The sequence below is a fragment of the Mesorhizobium sp. WSM4311 genome (assembly GCF_002295115.1).
In the GTDB taxonomy this organism is placed as follows: Bacteria; Pseudomonadota; Alphaproteobacteria; order Rhizobiales; family Rhizobiaceae; genus Mesorhizobium.
Genome location: NZ_NSFV01000008.1, coordinates 75208 through 91422, shown reverse-complemented (window position 1 = coordinate 91422; position 16215 = coordinate 75208). Strand labels below are relative to the sequence as shown.

14 protein-coding genes are annotated in these 16215 nt (G+C 63.3%); 7 read left to right on the top strand and 7 right to left on the bottom strand.

What is annotated here, in order from left to right; genetic code table 11:
- Window positions 1-51: 51 nt before the first annotated feature.
- On the bottom strand, window positions 52-1560 hold the full coding sequence (locus CK226_RS21645; protein ID WP_095793032.1) for a leucyl aminopeptidase: 1509 nt from the start codon (window positions 1558-1560) through the stop codon (window positions 52-54).
- 250 nt (window positions 1561-1810) lie between these two features.
- Here CK226_RS21645 and CK226_RS21640 point away from each other — a divergent pair, with 250 nt between their 5' ends.
- Both CK226_RS21640 and CK226_RS21635 read left to right on the top strand, forming a co-directional pair.
- Window positions 1811-2713, top strand: a complete 903-nt coding sequence (locus tag CK226_RS21640; protein ID WP_095774364.1) for a LysR substrate-binding domain-containing protein — start codon at window positions 1811-1813, stop codon at window positions 2711-2713.
- A 209-nt stretch (window positions 2714-2922) separates the two neighbouring features.
- Window positions 2923-4380 carry an NCS1 family nucleobase:cation symporter-1 gene (locus tag CK226_RS21635; protein WP_020628874.1) on the top strand — a complete coding sequence of 486 codons (1458 nt, stop codon included), beginning with the start codon at window positions 2923-2925 and terminating at the stop codon, window positions 4378-4380.
- A 48-nt stretch (window positions 4381-4428) separates the two neighbouring features.
- Here the strand turns inward: CK226_RS21635 and CK226_RS21630 are convergent, their stop codons facing one another.
- The 5 genes from CK226_RS21630 to tpiA form a co-directional block, all read right to left on the bottom strand.
- Window positions 4429-4968 carry a DUF1697 domain-containing protein gene (locus CK226_RS21630; RefSeq protein ID WP_095774363.1) on the bottom strand — a complete coding sequence of 180 codons (540 nt, stop codon included), beginning with the start codon at window positions 4966-4968 and terminating at the stop codon, window positions 4429-4431.
- A 24-nt stretch (window positions 4969-4992) separates the two neighbouring features.
- Window positions 4993-6630 carry a CTP synthase gene (locus CK226_RS21625; RefSeq protein ID WP_095774362.1) on the bottom strand — a complete coding sequence of 546 codons (1638 nt, stop codon included), beginning with the start codon at window positions 6628-6630 and terminating at the stop codon, window positions 4993-4995.
- A gap of 216 nt (window positions 6631-6846) precedes the next feature.
- Entirely contained in the window at window positions 6847-7971 is a 1125-nt protein-coding gene (locus CK226_RS21620; RefSeq protein ID WP_095793121.1) for a L,D-transpeptidase, read from the bottom strand.
- 212 nt (window positions 7972-8183) lie between these two features.
- Window positions 8184-8645 (bottom strand): preprotein translocase subunit SecG, encoded by a 462-nt coding sequence (gene secG / locus CK226_RS21615; protein WP_095793031.1) that lies wholly within the window; start codon window positions 8643-8645, stop codon window positions 8184-8186.
- 167 nt (window positions 8646-8812) lie between these two features.
- The gene (tpiA, locus tag CK226_RS21610) at window positions 8813-9583 is read right to left on the bottom strand and encodes a triose-phosphate isomerase (protein WP_095774360.1); all 771 of its coding nucleotides are present in this window, start codon (window positions 9581-9583) and stop codon (window positions 8813-8815) included.
- Between the two features lie 143 nt (window positions 9584-9726).
- Here tpiA and CK226_RS21605 point away from each other — a divergent pair, with 143 nt between their 5' ends.
- The 5 genes from CK226_RS21605 to glp are packed head-to-tail and all read left to right on the top strand — an operon-like array spanning window position 9727 to window position 15132.
- Entirely contained in the window at window positions 9727-11619 is a 1893-nt protein-coding gene (locus CK226_RS21605; RefSeq protein WP_095793030.1) for a SurA N-terminal domain-containing protein, read from the top strand.
- Window positions 11616-12626 (top strand): anthranilate phosphoribosyltransferase, encoded by a 1011-nt coding sequence (trpD, locus tag CK226_RS21600; RefSeq protein WP_095774358.1) that lies wholly within the window; start codon window positions 11616-11618, stop codon window positions 12624-12626. The genes CK226_RS21605 and trpD overlap by 4 nt, the downstream gene beginning before the upstream one ends.
- A 3-nt stretch (window positions 12627-12629) precedes the next feature.
- Entirely contained in the window at window positions 12630-13442 is an 813-nt protein-coding gene (gene trpC / locus CK226_RS21595) for an indole-3-glycerol phosphate synthase TrpC (RefSeq protein WP_095793029.1), read from the top strand.
- Between the two features lie 2 nt (window positions 13443-13444).
- Window positions 13445-13927, top strand: a complete 483-nt coding sequence (moaC, locus tag CK226_RS21590; RefSeq protein WP_095774356.1) for a cyclic pyranopterin monophosphate synthase MoaC — start codon at window positions 13445-13447, stop codon at window positions 13925-13927.
- Window positions 13927-15132 (top strand): gephyrin-like molybdotransferase Glp, encoded by a 1206-nt coding sequence (glp, locus tag CK226_RS21585; protein ID WP_095793028.1) that lies wholly within the window; start codon window positions 13927-13929, stop codon window positions 15130-15132. The genes moaC and glp overlap by 1 nt, the downstream gene beginning before the upstream one ends.
- Window positions 15133-15178: 46 nt before the next feature.
- On the opposite strand, the gene CK226_RS21580 is transcribed toward glp, so the two are convergent.
- A complete protein-coding gene (locus tag CK226_RS21580) occupies window positions 15179-16009 on the bottom strand; it encodes an alpha/beta hydrolase (RefSeq protein WP_095793027.1) in 831 nt (276 codons plus the stop codon).
- Window positions 16010-16215: the final 206 nt, after the last annotated feature.

Here is a 16215-nt window from a genome sequence, read left to right as displayed (position 1 = left end):
GGTTCCCATCACGTTTGAACGCATTTCGTTTCTGTCCCCGACAGCAGGCGCTTAGTTCAGCCTGGTCTGCACCCATTCTTCCAGCATCTGGACGCCGAACGCCGTCGCGCCTTCGCGGCCGAGCGGACGATCCGCGTCGGCCATTTCCTTGCCGGCGATGTCGAGATGCACCCAGGGACGATCCTCGGTGAAATGGCGCAGGAACGCCGCCGCGTAAGGCGCGTCACCGTCTTCCATGTCCTTGGCGTGGTGCCGGATGTCAGCGAAGGGCGATTGCAGGCCCTCGTCATAGGCCTTGTCGAGCGGCAGTTGCCAGAACCGCTCGCCAACCGTTTCTCCGGCAGCGATCATCTGCGACGCCATGGCATCGTCGGTGCTGAAAAGACCGGCAAAGACCGATCCCAGGCCGCGCATCACCGAATAGGTCAGCGTCGCCAGATCGACGATCACCGACGGGTTGAAGCGCGAGGCGGCATAATAGAGGCAATCGGCCAGGATCAGGCGCCCTTCCGCGTCCGTGTCGAACACCTCTACCGTTTGTCCTGACGCCGTGGTGATGATGTCGCGCGGCTTGAGCGCGGTGCCGGACGGCATGTTCTCGGCAATGCCGAGAACACCGACGGCATGCACAGGGCTGCCTTGCCGGGCAAGCGCGATCAGCAGGCCGACCACGGCAGCCGCGCCGCCCATATCGGCCTTCATGTCGAACATCTGCTCGCCGCGCTTGATGCAGAGGCCGCCGGAGTCAAAGCACACGCCCTTGCCGACGAAAGCCATCGGTTGGGAAGGAGCCCCCTTGCCGCGATAGCGCAGCACCGCGACGCGCGGCGGCCGCACCGACCCTGAGCCTACGGCCAGGATCGCGTTCATGCCGAGTTCCTTCAGCCGCGCCGGATCGAGTATCTCGACATCGATGCCGGCTTCGCGCAGCGGCTCCAGATGATCGTGGAAATTGTCGGGATGGAGATGGTTCGGCGGCAGGTTGACCAGCGTGCGCGCATATTCGACACCGTCCGCTATGGCATTGATCCGCGCCAGTGCCGGGGTCAGCTCCGCGCTGCTTGGTCCGACCAGCTGTACCCGCAAGGTCCGGTCCGCTCCCGCCCCCTGGCGCCGGTTGCGCATGTCGAAACGATAGCGCCGCAGCCGCATGCCCAGCGCGACGCGAGCCAGGATCTCGGCTGCGGGCAGGTCGATGCCATCAATGGGGTCGAGGACAAGCGTCGCGGCGCACTCGCACTTGCCTTCCAGATGCGCGGCAAGCAAACCGCCGGCGCGCGCCAGTGACAGGGCGGTTACGGCCTCGGCCTTGCCAAGGGCCAGGACGATCACCCGCCGGGCCGATAGGCCCTGGGGGGCGATGAGATCGATACAGGCGCCGGATTCGGCCAGGGTGGCCGGATCGGAGCAGGCACGCGACAGGATCCCGCTCATCTCGGCGTCCAGTGCCGCTGCCCGCGGGCCAAAGCCTGCCTGGGCAGTTCGCAAGATCACGACGACTGCGGTTTCCGCGGAAATCCCGTCCGCCGTTTCAAAGACCGGCACTGGCGATTGAGGCATAGGCTGGCATTCTCCCATTCGCTGACGACTCCGGCCTCGGCTCAGCGTGCATCGCTTCGCCCGCCAATGGCGAAAACCTGTTGCCAGTCTCTGCCGTTGGTGAATGGTGCCGGAGGCCCCAAAAAATCGTTTTCCGATGGCGACTTAGCCGCTCTTGCCTTTTGGGTAGCGCCGAACAGGCCAGGCGATCAAACGCCAATTTTGCCCAAGTCGATTGACAAAAACTCAACTGACAATTCATGATCGGCCAATGGCCCTACCTTCACTCAATGGCATGCGCGCTTTCGAAGCCGCCGCACGTCTCGGCAGCATCAAGGATGCAGCGGAAGAGTTGCACCTGACACCCTCGGCCATCAGCCGCCATATCCGTGCGCTCGAAAGAAATCTCGGCCAGGATCTGTTCGAACGCGGCTTCCGCCAGATAACGCCGACCATCAGGGGCTCCTACTATGCACGCGGCCTCTCCGAAGCGTTCGAGGCCATCTGGCGCGCCACCGACGACGTCAGCCTCGCCGATGGCCCAAGCCACGGCAGGACCCAGCGCGTCCGGGTCTTGTGCGTCCCGGCGGTCCTGAACCTTTGGCTGGCGGACCGGTTGCCGAACTTTCGCAAGCTGCATCCGACCGTGGAGTTGGAGATCTCGACGTCAGGCAAGCGCGCCAACTTCGATTTGGCCATTGTCGACGAGTTCGTCTACAAGGCCGGCCCGGCCTTGACGCTTTTGATCCCGCTGGTTCTGACGCCGGTCTGTGCACCCTCATTGCTGGATGGGCCTGTGCGGCTGCGATCGCCCGCCGATCTGGTCAACCATCATCTTATCCACGAATGCGAGAGCATGAGATGGAAGCGTTGGCTGGAGCAGGAAGGCGTTTTGGACACGACGCCGAAGTCCAGCACGACGCTGGATGACTGCACGCTGATCATGCGCGAGGCGATCAATGGTGCCGGAATAGCGCTCGCCGATACGATGATGGCACAGGATCTTCTGCAGCAAGGCAAACTTGTTGCGCCGTTTCAGGCCCGCCATACCTATCCGGCCGGCATCTACCTGCATCAGCGCCGCAGCATCGGCAACAAGCCCGGCACCGGCCTGTTTCAGGACTGGTTGTTGTCCGAAGTCGAGGACCACAAGCGGGTCATGGCCATCGCCTAGGCGGAGAAGCGGCACCCGAATTCGAATCACCAGAACTGTTGGTATTCAACTGCGGCCCACCATTGCGCCCCCTCGATAATCGCGGTTCGCATTGAATATCTTTAAGGCCAAAGCCGGCAAATGGATCGGTTGCCGGTTCCCCAACGTCAGGCTTAACCTGCACGGCTATCGCGTGGAGGCGCGTGGCCAATCAAGGGGAGGACATTGCAGTGACCATACAAGGCGCATCGCCTGACCTGTACAACGAGGATCTCGCTCCGGCCAAAGTTCGAAACTGGGGACCATTCTCGATCTTCAACGTCTGGACATCGGACGTCCACAGCCTGTGGGGCTACTATCTCGCCGCCAGCCTGTTCCTGTTCTGCGGCGGCTTCGTCAATTTCATCATCGCCATCGGCATCGGCTCGCTGATCATCTACGCGCTGATGAACATGGTCGGTTATGCCGGCGTCAAGACCGGCGTGCCCTACCCCGTGCTTGCTCGCGCGTCCTTCGGCATCTGGGGCGCCAACATCCCGGCATTGGTGCGCGCCATCGTCGCCTGCTTCTGGTACGGCGCGCAAACGGCCGCCGCCTCCGGCGCCATCGTCGCATTGTTGACCCGCCTGCAATGGTTCGACGAATTCAACAAGACCTCGCATCTTCTCGGCCATTCCACCCTGGAGGTGATCTGCTTCGTCATCATCTGGGCGCTGCAGCTGCTGATCATCCAGAAGGGCATGGAGACAGTGCGCCGCTTCCAGGATTGGGCGGGGCCTGCCGTCTGGGTGATGATGCTGCTCCTGGCCATCTATCTCTGCGTCAAATCGGGGAGCTTCGCCTTTACCAGCGATATTCCGATGGACGTGCTGCGCGAAAAGACCGCCGATGCCGGCATTCCGGGCGATCCCGGATCGTGGACGGCGCTCTTCGGGGTCGCGGCGATCTGGGTGACCTATTTCTCGGCGCTCTATCTCAATTTCTGCGACTTCGCCCGCTACGCGCCGGACAAGGCCGCACTGCGCAAAGGCAACATCTGGGGGCTGCCGGTCAATCTGATCCTGTTCTCACTGGTCGCCGGCGTCACCACCATTGCCGCCTACGACGTCTACCACGAAGTGCTGCTGCATCCCGACCAGATCTCGGCCAAATTCGACAGCTGGTTCCTGGCGGCGCTCGCCGCCCTGACCTTCGCGGTTGCCACGCTCGGCATCAACGTCGTCGCCAACTTCGTCTCGCCAGCTTTCGACTTCTCCAACGTCTTCCCGCGTCAGATCGACTTCAAGAAGGGCGGCTACATTGCGGCACTTATCGCACTTGTGCTCTATCCCTTCGCGCCGTGGGAAGGCAGTGCCGCGCATTTCGTCGGCATCATCGGAGCGACGATGGGGCCGATCTTCGGTGTCATGATGGTCGACTATTACCTGATCCGCAAAGGCGAGGTCGACGTCGAGGCGCTGTATCGCGAGGACGGCGAGTTCCGCTTCCAGGGCGGCTGGCACGTCAATGCCTTCATCGCCGCCGGCATCGGTGCTGTCTTCTCGTCGATATTGCCGAACTTCACCAACTGGCTGCCGTCCTGGTGGGGCGTCTATGGCTGGTTCTTCGGCGTCGCGATTGCCGGCATCATCTACTACGTGCTGCGCACCGCCGCCGTGGGTGCGGGCGCCAAGATAGCGAAGGCCTAAACAAGGGAATAAGGCAATAGGGCAGTAGGTGAGTAGGGAAATACTGCCCTACTGCCCTACCATCTCAGCCAATTTGCGCACCGTGTTCCAGTTGCGCGACGTGCCTTTGCCAAGGCGCTTGTGATTGGCGGCCGCAAGCAGCCGCGAGCTTGGCCGTTCGCGCGAAAACACAAGCCATATGTCGCCGCCGATCAGGAGCACCTTCTCGTCCTCGGCGGCATAGGCCTGAAGCCCCGACAGGACATCTTCGGCCACAGGCTTGCGCATCACACGCACCGCGACCTGATCGCCGGCTTCCTCCGATTCGGTTGGGAACGGATTGCGCGAAGCGAGTTTTCGCCAATCTCCAGCGCCACGGACAATGATGTCGACGTGGCGGCCAAAGGCCGTTTCGAAGGCGGCCTCCAGCCGCTTCTCAAGCGTAGCAGTCGCGGTCCTCTCAGCCTCGAAGACCAGGTTGCCCGTCGCCACCAGCGTGCGAACATTCCTCAAGCCGAGGCCTTCCGCCATCGCCTTGAGGTCTGCCATGACGACCCGGCGCCCCTCGCCCAGGATGATGCTGTAGAGGAGCGCGACATAGGTCTGCATGACAGGCTCCGCCCTGGCGGGCGCCTACACCAGGCGAGACTGTTCCACAGCAGCCTCGATGAAGCTGGCGAACAGCGGATGCGGATCGAGCGGCCGGCTCTTAAGCTCGGGGTGATACTGCACGCCGATGAACCAGGGATGGTCGGGATATTCGACCGTCTCTGGCAGCACGCCGTCTGGTGACATGCCGGCAAACACCAGGCCGCAATCCTCCAGCCGCTCCTTGTAGTCGATATTGACCTCGTAGCGGTGGCGGTGGCGTTCGGAAATCTGCGTGTCGCCATAGATCTCTGCGATCTTGGAGCCCTTGGCGAGGTCGGCCTGATAGGCGCCCAGACGCATTGTGCCACCGAGATCGCCGGTTTCCCGCCGCTTCTCCAGCATGTTGCCCTTCAGCCATTCGGTCATCAGGCCGACGACGGGCTCGTTGGTCGGACCGAACTCGGTCGAGGAGGCATGCTCGACACCCGCCAGCGACCGCGCCGCCTCGATGCAAGCCATCTGCATACCGAAGCAGATGCCGAAATACGGCACCTTGCGCTCACGCGCGAATTTCGCCGCAAGGATCTTGCCTTCGGAGCCGCGTTCGCCAAAGCCGCCGGGAACCAATATGCCATGCACCTTTTCCAGCCACGGCGCTGGATCCTCCTTTTCGAAGATCTCCGATTCGATCCAGTCGAATTTGACCTTGACGTGGTTGGCCAGGCCGCCATGCGAAAGCGCTTCGATCAGCGATTTGTAGGCATCCTTGAGGCCGGTGTATTTGCCGACGATGGCGATGGTCACCTCGCCTTCGGGGCTGTGGATGCGGTCCGACACCTTCTGCCAGGGCTCCATGCGCGGCTTCGGCGCCGGGTCGATGCCAAAGGCGGCCAGGACTTCCGAATCGAGCCCTTCCTTGTGGTAGGCCATCGGCACGTCGTAGATGTGCGGCACGTCGAGCGCCTGGATGACGGCACTTTCCCGGACATTGCAGAACAGCGACAGCTTTCTGCGCTCTTCCTTGGGAATGGCGCGGTCGGCGCGGACCAGCAGGATGTCGGGCGCTATGCCGATGCCGCGCAGTTCCTTGACCGAATGCTGGGTCGGCTTGGTCTTCAGCTCACCCGCCGTCGGGATGTAGGGCATCAAGGTCAGATGCACGTAGACGGCATTGTTGCGCGGCAGGTCGTTGCCGAGTTGCCGGATCGCCTCGAGGAACGGCATCGCCTCGATGTCGCCGACCGTGCCGCCGATCTCGCACAGCACGAAATCATAGTCGTCATTGCCGTTGAGGACGAAATTCTTGATCTCGTCGGTGACGTGCGGAATGACCTGCACAGTGGCACCGAGATAGTCGCCGCGCCGCTCGCGCTCGATGATGTTCTTGTAGATGCGGCCGGTGGTGATGTTGTCCTGCTGATTGGCCGAGCGGCCGGTGAAGCGCTCGTAGTGGCCAAGGTCAAGATCGGTCTCCGCACCGTCATCGGTGACGAACACCTCGCCATGCTGGTACGGCGACATCGTGCCGGGATCGACATTGAGGTAGGGGTCAAGTTTTTTGATGCGTGCGCGATAGCCTCGCGCCTGCAGGAGAGCCCCAAGGGCCGCTGCGGCTATGCCTTTTCCAAGTGAGGAAACCACGCCGCCTGTGATGAATACATATCGCGCCATGGGAGTCATCGCTTAACGCGGCTGGATTGATTCCGCCAGAGAAAAAACCACCGCGAAGGTTTTTTCCCAAGAAGGCGTCGGACCATGATCCCGAAGAGTGGAACCCGGTTTCTCGGACAAACGGTTTCCGTTTGTCCAGGGATCACGACCGGACAGGCTTGGTCGTGAACGAGGCAAAACAAAAGGGCCGGCTGAGCCGGCCCTTTCGGCAGGATGATGGAACCGTCAGATGATGACGACTTTGGTGCCGACCCGGACGCGGCTGTAGAGATCCATGACGTGCTCGTTGATCATGCGGAAGCAGCCATTGGAAGCGCTGGTTCCGATCGACTGCGGCGCGATGGTGCCGTGGATGCGCAGATGCGTGTCCTTCTTACCGTCATAGAGGTAGATGGCGCGGGCGCCGAGCGGGTTCTGGCCGCCGCCGGGCATGCCGTCCTTGTACTGCCCGTAATGCTTGGGTTCGCGCTTCTGCATGTCGAGCGTCGGGATCCAGCGCGGCCATTCCTGCTTGTCGCCGACCGCGACCGTGCCCTTGAACTGCAGGCCTTCACGGCCGACCGCGATCGCGTAGCGACGCGCGGTCGAAAACGATTCGACGAGATAGAGCCGGCGCGCGCTGGTGTCGATGACGATGGTGCCCGGCTCATAGCCGGTGAATTCCACATCCTGCGGCACGAATTCCGGCTTCACCTTGAACGGCTTCTTGGCGTCCTTCTGGGCGAGAGCCTGGTCGAGAGCCCGCGTCTCGGGCAGATAGCTGATCGACGAGCCGGACGAGGTGCCGCCGAACAGGCCGGCGAACAGGCCGCGACTCGGCTGCTTCTGGCCGATGACCTCGCTTCGAAGCTCACCATTGTTGCCGCTCAGAGCGACATTCATCGCCTCTGCCGGAAGCGGCTCGGCTGACTGGATCGGTGTGATCGGTTCGATCGGCTCGATGACCTTTGTGGTCTTCTTGGCCGGCTTGGCGTCAGTCACTTCGGCGGTTGCAAAAGCGCTCTTCCCCCTCTTAGCAAGGAAGGCCTGCCGTTCGGCGTCGGCCTTGGCCTTGGCAGCCTCGCGCATCGCCAGCTTCCTGGCTTCGAGCGCCTTGGCCTTGGCGTCTTCTTTGTCGGCGGCGATCTTGGCCTCGATTTTCTTGATCTGGGCGAGATCGTCCGGTGTCGGGCTTTTCTTCTTCTTGAGAGCCTTCAACTGCGCCGCATCGCTCTTGACTGCGACGTTGATTGCGTCGGTTTTGTCGACCGACTGATTGGCGGCCAAATTGGCCGGTACGCCGGCGAAAGCCGGGGAACTCAAGCCGAGTACGGCGCAAAGTCCCAGGAAAATGAAGCTGCGAAGCTGCATGGCGAAGATCCGATCGTTCAATGCTTGTTGCCCACGGCGTCGCCCGGCGTCCCCCAAGGACACCGAAAATGCCGCGCGCAATCTATAGTCGAATAAGCGCGGATGCCTCAAGCACGAGACCACGCTGCTGCCCGTTGAATCTTCGTGATCGCGCAGCATTTGCCGCGACTGTGTTCAAACGATCACAGGTCGCGGTTTGGACCAGATGGAGGTTACTGGTTCGGGACCTGCGGTGCCGCGGGCGCCGTGTTGTTGGTGCCGTTCTTTGCCGGCGGCGTCGCACCAGAGGCGGGCGCGGTGGCCGGAGCTGCCGGCGCAGGCGTCCTCGCCGCGCCATTGCCCGACGGCGGGGTCGGGGTGGTGCTGCCGGCCGGTGCCGGAGTCGTCGTGCCAGGCAACTGGTTGAGCACGCCCTTCCCGGCGGGGACGCGATCGAGAATATCGATCGGCTTTTCGCCGTAGCGGGCAATGATCGACAAGGTCAGCGACGTGACGAAGAAGGCCGCCGCCAGGATCGCCGTTGCCCGGGTCAACGCGTTGGCGGCGCCGCGCGCCGTCATGAAGCCCGATCCGCCACCAATGCCAAGGCCGCCGCCTTCGGAGCGTTGCAGCAGCACCACGCCGACGAGGGCGAGCACGACCATGAGATGGATGACGATCAGTACGGTTTGCATAGTTTATCCTGGCAAGGCCTTGCCCGGTCGCGGACACGACCGGTGAATTGGAGGCGGCTCAATACAATGCTTTCACGGCATTTCCAAGCCCGTGGCCGGAATATGGGAAGCAACGCGCCCTTTGCAACGAATTTGAACGGGACGAGCCCCGTCCTTCGTCGTGAAACTTAGCCTGAAATGCTGCGATAGGCCTCGGCGATACCGAGGAAATCGGCTGCTTTCAGGCTGGCGCCGCCGACCAGGGCGCCATCGACATTCCTGACGCCCAGCAGTTCCACCGCGTTGGACGGCTTGACCGAGCCGCCGTAGAGAATACGCATCCTGGCGGCAGCGGCACCAAGTTTCTCGGAGAGCTTTTCGCGGATATGCGCATGCGCTTCGGTCACATCGGCCGCGGTCGGCGTCAGGCCGGTGCCGATCGCCCATACCGGCTCATAGGCGATGACGGTGTTGGATGGCGTGGCACTCGGCGGCACCGAGCCGGCGACCTGGCGCGACAGCACGTCGAGCGTGGCGCCCGCTTCACGCTGTTGCTGTGTCTCGCCGATGCAAATGATGGCCACGAGCCCGGCACGCCATGCCGCGGCGGCCTTGGCCTGGACCGTCGCATCGTCCTCGCCGCGTTGTTCGCGGCATTCGGAATGGCCGACAATGACATGGCTCGCGCCGGCATCCTTCAGCATCTCCGCCGAGATGCAGCCGGTGTAGGCGCCGCTTTCCTTGGTGTGGCAATCCTCGCCGCCGGCATGGACCGGCGTGCGCGACAAAATCTCCGCTGCATGAGAGAGCAGCGTCGCGGGAACGCAGACCAGGGCCTCGGTCTCCGCGTCGAGCCCGCTCATGAACCCGTTGCCGATCATCCTGAGTTCGTTCAGCGAAGCGCTGGTGCCGTTCATTTTCCAGTTGCCGGCGACAAGCGGGCGAATTCCTGGCGTCATGGTCTGCTTCTCCGGGCAATATCAGGCTCTGGCCCTCACTACCAAAATCAGGCCACAAAGCAATCGACAGTGGGCCGGAAGGGCGCTATTGCGCTTGTTTCAGACTCGGCGCATGCGAAAATGCGCATAAATCGGAAGTAACGATGCTTGGTATATTGAGAAGCGCGGCGGGTACATGGGTCGCGAAGACATTGCTTTCGCTGCTGGTGGTCAGTTTCGCCGCCTGGGGCATCTCCGGGCGGCTGATGGGCGGCTTTGCCGGCCACGATTCGGTGATAACAGCGGGTGGCACCAAGGTGTCGATCAACGAATACCGCCTCGCCTACGATCGCCAGCTCGCCGTCATGTCGCAGCAGTTCGGTCAGCGCCTCACCCACGAACAGGCAAAGGCGCTCGGCATCGATAACCAGGTCCTGGCTCAGCTTGTCTCCGGCGCCGTTCTCGACGAACAGGCCCGCAAGCTTGGCCTCGGCCTGTCCAAGGACCGGTTGGCCGAATTGACGCGAGAGGACCCGGCGTTCAAGGGCCCAGGCGGCGAGTTCGACAGGAGAACATTCGAGTACATGCTGCGCCAGGTCGGCATGCGGCCCGAGGATTACCTGAAGAACCGCGCCCAGGTGGCGGTGCGCCAGCAGATCGTCGAGGCGGTCTCGGACGGCCTCAAGGCGCCGGACGCTTTCTTCAAGGCGGTCGCGCTCTATCGCGGCGAGGACCGCACCGTTGACTATCTGGTGTTGCCGAAGAAGCTCGTCGAGCCGATCGAGGCACCGGGCGACAGCGTGCTTAAGGCCTATTTCGAGGCCAACAAGAAGAGCTACGCCGCACCCGAGTACCGCAAATTCTCCTATGTCCGCCTCGAGCCGGTGGACATCATGGATCCGACTGCCGTCACCGATCAACAGGTCAATGACGATTACAACAAGAACAAGGCGCGCTACACGACGCCCGAAATGCGCACGATCGAGCAGCTTGTGTTCAAGACACCGGATGCGGCCAAGGCCGCGCTCGATTCGCTCAAGGCCGGCGCCACTTTCGAAAAGCTGGTGACAGCCGAAGGCAAGACCCCGGCCGACACGCTGCTTGGCACGTTGGCCAAGGACAAGATCGCCGACAAGGCGGTTGCCGATGCCGCCTTTGCGCTTAACGCCAATGAAGTCAGCCAGGTCGTTCAGGGTGCCTTCGGTCCGGTGCTGCTGCGCGTTACCGAGATCAAGCCCGAGGTGGTGAAGCCGCTCGCCGAAGTGTCCGACCAGATCCGCAAGGACCTGGCGCTGGGCGAGGCAAGCCGTATCCTTTTGGATGTGCACGACAATTACGAAGACACCCGCGCCTCCGGCAGTTCGCTGGCCGAGGCGGCCGCCAAGCTGAAGCTGAAGGACGTCACCATCGACGCCATCGATCGCAGCGGCCTCAGGCCGGATGGCTCCATCGTCAAGGACCTGCCGGAATCGCCGGCGCTGATCAAGGCGGTCTTTGACGCCGAACCCAAGACCGAAAACGAAGCGCTGACCACGGCCGACAACGGCTTCATCTTCTACGAGGTCGCTTCGATCACGCCGGCTCGCGACCGCACACTTGACGAGGTCCGGCAGAAAGTCGTCGCCGACTGGACGGCGGCCGAGACCACCAAGCGGCTTGCCGCCAAGGCGAGCGAGCTCGACAAGCGGCTCAAGGCCGGCGCAACGCTCGACGTCATTGCCGGCGATCTCAAGCTGGAGAAGCAGACCAAGCGCGGCCTGAAGCGCGAAGCCGACGACGCCGATTTCGGCAAGGAAGGCGCTGCCGTGATGTTCGGCGTCGGCGAAGGCGGCACCGGCTTGATCCCCTCGCCCACCGGCGACGGACAGATCCTGTTCAAGGTCGCCGAAGTGTTCGAGCCCGCCGGAGCCGATGCCAGCTCGGTGCCGGAGGATGCGCAAAAATCCTTCACTTCCGGCATGTCGGACGATCTGCTCGACCAATTGGTGGCGCAGTTGCAGACGCAGTATGACGTCCGCATCGACCAGGCCGCCGTTGCCCAAGCCTCGACAAGATGAGCGCGCTGAAAACCCATATCGCCAAGGTGGCGGCCGGCACCGCGCTTTCCTTCGAGGAAGCGCGCGAGGCCTTCGACATCATCATGTCGGGCGACGCGACCCCCGGGCAGATCGGCGGCTTCCTGATGGCGCTGCGCGTACGCGGTGAGACGGTCAGCGAGATTTCGGGCGCTGTCGCCACGATGCGGGCCAAGATGCTGCGCGTCGAGGCGCCCGCGGGTGCCATCGATATCGTCGGCACGGGCGGCGACAATTCCCACAGCGTCAACATTTCGACGGGCTCGGCCTTCGTCATCGCCGCCGCCGGCGTGCCGGTCGCCAAGCACGGCAATCGCGGCCTGTCCTCGTTGACCGGCGCTGCCGATGTCCTGATCGCGCTTGGGGTCAAGATAGACATTCCGCCGGAGACGATCGGCCGTTGCATCCATGAAGCCGGCGTCGGCTTCATGTTCGCGCCGGCGCACCATCCGGCCATGAAACATGTCGGCCCGACCCGCGTTGAGCTCGGAACCCGCACCATCTTCAATCTTCTCGGGCCTCTCTCCAATCCGGCTGGCGTCGTCAGGCAGATGGTCGGTGTGTTTCTGCCGGAATGGATCATGCCGGTGGCCGAGACATTGAAGGCGCTGGGCACCGAGCATGCCTGGGTCGTTCATGGCGACGGCTATGACGAAATCACCACCACCGGCGAGACGCAGGTGGCGGAACTGATCGGCGGTGAGATCCGCAGCTTCACACTGACCCCGGAAGAGGTTGGATTGAAGCGCCACACCAAGGACGAGCTGCGCGGCGGTGACGCCGCCTACAATGCCAAGGCCTTGCGCGACATGCTGGGTGGTGCTGCCGGCGCCTATCGCGACACCGTGCTGATGAATGCCGGCGCCGGGCTGGTGATCGCGGGCAAGGCGACGACGCTCGGCGATGGCATCGCGCTCGCAGCGCAAGCCATAGACAGCGGCCGGGCGCTGCAGGTGCTCGACCGGCTGGTCGAAATTTCGAACGGGTGAACCGTGTCTGACATTTTGCGCAAGATCGAGGCCTACAAGCGCGACGAGATTGCCGCCGCCAAGGCACGCGTGCCGCTGGCCGAGATCAAGGCGCGGGCGAAGGACGCCGACGCGCCACGCGGCTTTCTTGCAGCCCTTGAGGCGAAGCGCAGATCGGGTCGCTTTGCCCTCATCGCCGAAATCAAGAAGGCAAGTCCTTCCAAGGGGCTGATCCGTGCCGATTTCGATCCGCCGGCACTGGCGCAGGCCTATGAGAAGGGCGACGCCGCCTGTCTTTCGGTATTGACCGATGCGCCGTCCTTCCAGGGCGCGCCGGAATTCCTCACCAGGGCACGCCCAGCCGTCGCCCTGCCCGCGTTGCGCAAGGATTTCCTGTTCGACCCCTACCAGGTCTACGAGGCGCGCGCCTGGGGCGCGGATGCCGTCCTGATCATCATGGCCAGCGTCGACGATGCCTTGGCGAGCGAATTGGAAGCGACCGCATTCGAACTCGGCATGGATGCGCTGATCGAGGTGCATGATGAGGCCGAGACGCAACGAGCGCTAAAACTGTCGTCGCGGCTGATCGGCATAAACAACCGCAATCTGAGAACGTTCGAGACCAGCCTCGAAACCTCCGAGCGGCTGGCAACGATGGTGCCGGCCGACCGCCTGCTGGTCAGTGAGAGCGGCATCTTCACACATGATGATTGCCTCAGGCTGCAGAAGAAGGACATCGGCACCTTCCTTGTCGGCGAGAGCCTGATGCGGCAACACGATGTCACCGCGGCGACCCGCATTCTGTTGACCGGCAAGGCTCTGGCCGAGGCCGTCTGACGATGAAGGCCGCCCTCACCCATCTCGGCGCGCAGGGCGAGGCCAATATGGTCGATGTCGGCGACAAGCAAGAGACGACGCGCACGGCGATCGCCGAAGGGTTCGTCTCGATGCAGCCCGAGACGCTGAAGACCATCCTCGCCGGAAACGCCAAGAAGGGCGATGTACTCGGCACTGCCCGCATCGCCGGCATCATGGCGGCGAAGAAGACGCATGAGCTGATCCCGCTCTGCCATCCCCTGCTCTTGACCAAGGTTTCCGTCGACATCGAGCCCGACCACGCGTTGCCCGGCCTGAAAGTCACCGCGCTGGCGCGCGTCACCGGCAAGACCGGCGTCGAGATGGAAGCGCTGACGGCTGCCTCCGTTGCCTGCCTGACCATTTACGACATGGCCAAGGCCGTGGACCGCGCCATGATCATCTCCGGTGTCCGCCTGGTGGAAAAGACCGGCGGCAAGTCCGGCGACTACAAGGTTGGCGCCTGATGGCGCTGGTTCCGGTGACCGAGGCGCTTGAGCGCCTGCTGGATGGTGCAGCACCGCTGGCCGGCGAAAGCGTGCCTCTGTTCGAGGCAGTCGATCGGGTGCTGGCGGAACCGGTCGCGGCACTTCGCACTCAACCGCCTTTCAACGCTTCGGCCATGGATGGTTACGCAGTCCGCGCCGCCAATGTGGCGTCCGTGCCGTCGAAACTCTCGGTGATCGGCATGGCGCCGGCCGGGCGTGGCTTTGACGGTTCCGTCGGCGAGCGCCAGGCGGTGCGCATCTTCACCGGCGCGCCACTGCCCGAGGGCGCCGACACCATCGTCATCCAGGAAAACGTCCGCGACCTCGGCGGCGGTCGCATCGAAGTGATCGAACCGACGGCGGAGTGGCGCAACATCCGCCGCATCGGCCTCGATTTTTCGAAAGGCGATGTCCTGCTTGAAAGAGGTCGGCTACTCGATGCGGCGGCGCTCTCGCTGACGGCATCGGCCAACCATCCCAGAGTGAACGTGGTCAAACGGCCGCTGGTCGCCATCATTGCTACGGGCGACGAGCTGCTGCCGCCCGGCAGCGAACTCGGACCGGACCAGATCATCTCGTCCAACGCCTATGGCGTCGTCGCTGCCGCGCAATCGGTCGGCGCCCGCGCGCTCGATCTTGGCATTGCCGCCGACCGCAAGGAAGCCATCGCAGCGCTGGTCAAAAAGGCGGTCGCGGCCGGTGCGGATGTCATCGTCACGCTTGGCGGCGCCTCGGTCGGTGACCATGACCTGATCCATGACGTGCTGACCGGCGAAGGCATGACGCTCGGCTTCTGGAAGATCGCCATGCGCCCCGGCAAGCCGCTGATGTTCGGACGCCTCGGCGCTATCAGATGTATCGGCCTGCCCGGCAACCCGGTGGCCAGCCTGGTCTGCTCGCAATTGTTCCTGAAGCCGCTTCTGGCGAGGCTCGGCGGCCGCAATCATCGTCAGGACATCCGTCCGGCGCGGCTGGGCGCCGCAATGCCGGCCAATGATCTGCGCCAGGACTATGTGCGCGCGGTGGTCAGGGAAGACGACGGCGAACTGGTGGCGACGCCGTTCAGTATCCAGGATTCGTCCATGCTGAGGATGCTGGCCGACGCCAACGGACTGATCGTACGGGCGCCATTTGCCCCCGCATCCGCCGCCGGGGATTCGTGCAGCGTTCTAATGCTGCGCTGAAGAATTATCCCATAACTGACTGATAACAGGATAAAAACGATCTCACCTATTCCGAGATCAAGGTTCGCGTCAGTGCATGCGCCGGATCGGCGAGGCCATCGACAATGTCGTAATGGTGCCGGTCGGGCTCGACCACGCAGCTGGTGGCGGCGCCAAGTCCGGTCCAGATATTGGCCAGCAGCGCATTCTGCCGCAGGAACTCCGAACGCTCGCCGCCGCCGGCCCAGCAGGTGATGCGCGTGCCATCCAGGGGCAGCAGCAGCGCGGGGCTCTCGGCCTGGGCTTCGGCCTCGTCGATTGCCAAAGCGGCGTTCATAGCGGTGCGCATCAGCGGGCGCAGGTCGTGCAGGCCCGAGATCGAAACGACATGACGTATTCGCTTTGCCACATCGGTGGGCAGCGGCGTTGATGTGGTCACCATGCGGCTGGCGAGATGGCCGCCGGCCGAATGTCCGGTCAAAATCAGCGGTCCGTCGACCATCGCCGCCACTTTTTCGATCGCCGCGCCGATTTCACGGACGATGCCGGCGATGCGTATGTCCGGGCACTGCGTGTAGGACGGCATCGCCGCGGCAAAGCCGCTGCCGACAGCGCCCTTGGCCAGATGCGACCAGTCGCTCTTGTCGGACTCCAGCCAGTAACCGCCATGGATGAACACCACGAGCCCCTTGGGCGCGGCGTCGGGAAGGAAAAGATCGAAGCGATTGCGCGGTCGCTCGCCATAGGCGATGTCCAGTCGTGCCCGGCCCGCCGCCGAAAGCGCATCGCGAAACGCCTGCGCCGGCTCCGCCCAGGCAGCCGGCCAGCGGTCGCTGCCGGCGATATTCGCGCCATTGGCGTAGGCGTTATTCCAATCGGCAATGCGATGTTCGAGCATCCGTACCCTCCCGCAAAAGCGCATCCGTTTGGCGCTAGCAATGGCCGCCACCGTGCCATGCGTCAATGCTCCAGGGCAAAAACATTTTAGGCTTGAAACAAATTTCGACTGGTGCGATCCTGTCCGAAGAACAGCCGACAATGGGAAGTCTGCCGTGCTGCCCAAACCTGCGGATGCCACCCGTCCGGTGGCGTCGACAAACAAGG

What these genes read in the sequence shown, in the direction of transcription:
- CK226_RS21630 (WP_095774363.1), bottom strand. Translation starts at nt 4,968, where the DNA reads ATGCAGACCTATGTCGCGCTCCTCTACAGCATCATCCTGGGCGAGGGG.
- CK226_RS21640 (WP_095774364.1), top strand. Translation starts at nt 1,811, where the DNA reads ATGGCCCTACCTTCACTCAATGGCATGCGCGCTTTCGAAGCCGCCGCA.
- CK226_RS21580 (WP_095793027.1), bottom strand. Translation starts at nt 16,009, where the DNA reads ATGCTCGAACATCGCATTGCCGATTGGAATAACGCCTACGCCAATGGC.
- secG (WP_095793031.1), bottom strand. Translation starts at nt 8,645, where the DNA reads ATGCAAACCGTACTGATCGTCATCCATCTCATGGTCGTGCTCGCCCTC.
- CK226_RS21645 (WP_095793032.1), bottom strand. Translation starts at nt 1,560, where the DNA reads ATGCCTCAATCGCCAGTGCCGGTCTTTGAAACGGCGGACGGGATTTCC.
- CK226_RS21625 (WP_095774362.1), bottom strand. Translation starts at nt 6,630, where the DNA reads ATGACTCCCATGGCGCGATATGTATTCATCACAGGCGGCGTGGTTTCC.
- glp (WP_095793028.1), top strand. Translation starts at nt 13,927, where the DNA reads ATGGCGCTGGTTCCGGTGACCGAGGCGCTTGAGCGCCTGCTGGATGGT.
- trpD (WP_095774358.1), top strand. Translation starts at nt 11,616, where the DNA reads ATGAGCGCGCTGAAAACCCATATCGCCAAGGTGGCGGCCGGCACCGCG.
- tpiA (WP_095774360.1), bottom strand. Translation starts at nt 9,583, where the DNA reads ATGACGCCAGGAATTCGCCCGCTTGTCGCCGGCAACTGGAAAATGAAC.
- moaC (WP_095774356.1), top strand. Translation starts at nt 13,445, where the DNA reads ATGAAGGCCGCCCTCACCCATCTCGGCGCGCAGGGCGAGGCCAATATG.
- CK226_RS21620 (WP_095793121.1), bottom strand. Translation starts at nt 7,971, where the DNA reads ATGCAGCTTCGCAGCTTCATTTTCCTGGGACTTTGCGCCGTACTCGGC.
- CK226_RS21605 (WP_095793030.1), top strand. Translation starts at nt 9,727, where the DNA reads ATGCTTGGTATATTGAGAAGCGCGGCGGGTACATGGGTCGCGAAGACA.